The sequence below is a fragment of the Neolewinella lacunae genome (genome assembly GCF_014349155.1).
GTDB lineage: Bacteria > Bacteroidota > Bacteroidia > Chitinophagales > Saprospiraceae > Neolewinella > Neolewinella lacunae.
Genome location: NZ_JACSIT010000071.1, coordinates 1 through 3,052, shown reverse-complemented (window position 1 = coordinate 3,052; position 3,052 = coordinate 1). Strand labels below are relative to the sequence as shown.

Below are 3,052 nucleotides of genomic sequence, written 5' to 3'. Positions count from 1 at the left end.
GACATCAACGAAACCACCCCCGGCTCCACCACCCTGGGCTACAAGCCAGGGCTCCCCAATTATACTTACGATACCTACGGAAACGGAAACCTGAGAACCGACCCCAGCCGGGGCATCACCATTACCTATAACCACCAAGACCTGCCCACCAGCATCGTGTGGGCCAATAACCAGCGGCTGGACCTCACCTACGATGCTGCGGGCACGCTCCTGAGGCGGGAAAAGAAAACGAGTTTTGGGAGCCCGGAAGAAACGCGGGATTACGTCGGGGGTATTGAATACCTGCAAAATGGCGTGGGGGCCAAAACCCTCGAATCCATCCACCACGCCGAGGGGCGCATCCGCTTCACGGGCGCGGCCCAGGAATGGCAATATGTGCTGACGGACCATCTGGGAAATACCAGAATAATGTACGCCGACCTGAACAACAACGGCATCCCCGAGGTGCCGAGCGAGATTATTCAGGAGGAGCATTATTACCCATTTGGGATGAAGATGACCGGCCCCTGGATGGGCGCGACCGCAGGTGCAAAGTCCGCCTACCAATACAACGGCATTGAGCACCTGGACGCTTTTGACCTGGACGTAAACATGGCCCTCTACCGGACGCTGGACCCGGTGGTGGGGCGTTGGTGGTCGGTGGATCCGGATGTGGAAGCATTTACTCCGTACTCCTCCTACCAGGCTATGATGAACAGCCCGTTGGTATATAACGATCCGGATGGGGATAACCCGCTTCTGGTTGGGGCTGTGATCGGGGTAATTGGCAATGGCATTGGAAATTTATTTAATGACCGTCCTTTTTTCCAAGGCGCGGCCCAAGCTGCATTTTTTGGGGCATTTGCAGGAGGAGCCAGTAACATCATTGGTGGGGCGGCGGGGCTCTTGCCTCAAGGCGGGCGAGCTGCTTTCCAGGCCGGAGCCCATGCTTTTGTAGGGGGCTCAATATCGGCTGCGCAGGGAGGGAATTTTCTTTCGGGAGCGGCAGCAGGGGCTTTTTCGTCGGTTACCGGTTCCATAGTTGGTGCCTCGGGTGGAAGTGCTGGCTTACAAATTGCCGCAGGGGCCTTAGCCGGCGGTGTAGGTAGTGCACTTGCAGGAGGGAGCTTCTGGAAAGGGGCGGCGCAGGGGGCTATTACTGCTGGGTTGAATCATGCGGCGCATAATCTTGTTCCTATTCCGTATACGCAAAAAAATGCTGAACATTACTTCCAGCTAGGATACGGCGAAATCCCTGATTACGTGGATTTAATCGCAGATGGTAGCTATCCTGAAGGTGCTCCTGGAATGGATGGGGCATCTGTTGATAGTGAAGGGTTTTTAAGAGGGGCCAAAGGAGATGTCAAAGCGGGTATTACGGTTCCATTAGGTCCAGGTAGTAATAGAATCTACCTTTTTAAGTTTGCTTTTCAGAGCGAAGCTAGGTTGTTTCATACCATTGGTCATGAATACTACCATGCAAAATTGTTCAACGCAGGGATATTTGGCGCACAAAGACATCATGCGGCCATATCTCATTGGGACAGAGCAGTTTTCAAAAGGTTAAATATGCGGTACGATCCTAATTATGGAAGCTCACTACAAAATCACCTTTACCCAAGTGACTTGTTATTGATGCCTAATATAAAATTTTAAAATATGCACAAAATTATCTTGTTTTATTTATTTTTGTTGCCCCCAGCATTAGTATTTGGTCAGTGTGATCCAATTTCAGCTTTCAACCTTCCCGATTCGCTAAGATCGGTATATTCAAAGCACGATCTTTTTCTGGATTTTCGGATCCCTCGCTTAATTGGAGATACTTTTCGGATCAAAAATAGTCACCTGATACAGTTGATCCCTTTGGGCGATGAGTTTACAACCGACTTACGCGACATTTTATCTTACATCTCGTGCTATGCAGGGGGAAAGCACCGAAGTGGTGCCTGTTTAGCAGATTTCTTTGTTATTGGAGAGCTCCGATACGTTTTACAGCCTAAACTATCTACAGTAATAGTTTTTGAGGATAATCCATCTTTTGCTTGCGGTCTTGACCGGAAGATGTATGGTATTAATTTCATTGATGATAAGGTGATCTCAATTTTTGAAATGGCGTCCCAGTGGCTTTATTCAGTTAGCAGTTATGACTCCTGGTGCTATTTAAAATCTCCATTTAGTGCTGATTTCATGTATCAGTCTTTATCTTATTATCAAGATGATCCTGATACGAACATGGAATATGCTAAGGTAATACACGTAAATCACAATGGGGAAGTAGAAATTTCAGATTGACTTTTTTTCAGCCTCTCTAAATATGCCCTTTGTACTTCATCGTTTAACTGAATCGTAGAGTAGAAGATTTTTTCCACGACCAGATAAATTGTCGATGCTGTGTCATTTCAAGTGTAATCGACTGATGAACTCAATTAATAACTAATGGTAGACGGCGTTGTTGCATGAAGATTTGGGGCAAAGCTTGCGCTGCGGTTATTATAAATTAATCAATTTTAATTTTAGAAATTGGCATACCAAAGGCTGTCATCTGATTTAGAGCTTTAATTTTTATTTTGTTTTCTTGGGTTTGAGTTTTAATTGATCGCGAATAATGTTGGCTCCCAAAAATAGCTTTGTATCTAAACATCGCCGTCTCCGAAAGGCTTCTTCGGTGGTAGCCCACTTCTTTCTTCCATTTGGCTCGGCCAATTTCATTAATTCGCCTTACCGCTACGTTGCGAGGATAATCGGGGTAATCATTTTCTTCCTCCCAATACCACTCCACAGCTCCTTTTTGGGGCGGAATAACCGGGGTAATGTTGCGGGCGATCAATCCATCATAGCAGCTTTGAGCGTCATATGCACCATCCATATAAACTTCTTCAATAGGAGCTTTCACTTGATTTAATAAATCGTCCACTTGTGACTCATCGCTCTCGGAGTTTGTCGTTGTCGTGTGACAATGAATAAACCCAGTTTCTGGGTCGACGCCTAAGTGCAATTTTCGCCACGTACGACGCTTACTCCATCCATGTTTACGGCATTTCCACTCGCCTTCACCATAAACTTTTACTCCTGT

3 protein-coding genes are annotated in these 3,052 nt (G+C 46.7%); 2 read left to right on the top strand and 1 reads right to left on the bottom strand.

The genetic code is table 11. From position 1 onward, the window contains the following. A partial coding sequence (locus tag H9S92_RS05970; protein ID WP_406612096.1) for an RHS repeat domain-containing protein occupies window positions 1-1,635 on the top strand: 1,635 nt, incomplete at its 5' end. Between the two features lie 3 nt (window positions 1,636-1,638). After that, a complete protein-coding gene (locus H9S92_RS05965) occupies window positions 1,639-2,271 on the top strand; it encodes a hypothetical protein (RefSeq protein WP_187465805.1) in 633 nt (210 codons plus the stop codon). A gap of 205 nt (window positions 2,272-2,476) precedes the next feature. Here H9S92_RS05965 and H9S92_RS05960 read toward each other — a convergent pair. Then, window positions 2,477-3,052, bottom strand: a 576-nt coding sequence (locus H9S92_RS05960) for an IS5 family transposase (RefSeq protein WP_187465804.1), incomplete at its 5' end; no start/stop codon positions are given.

Excerpts from the sequence above, each read along its gene's own strand:
- H9S92_RS05965 (WP_187465805.1), top strand. The coding sequence starts at position 1,639 with ATGCACAAAATTATCTTGTTTTATTTATTTTTGTTGCCCCCAGCATTA.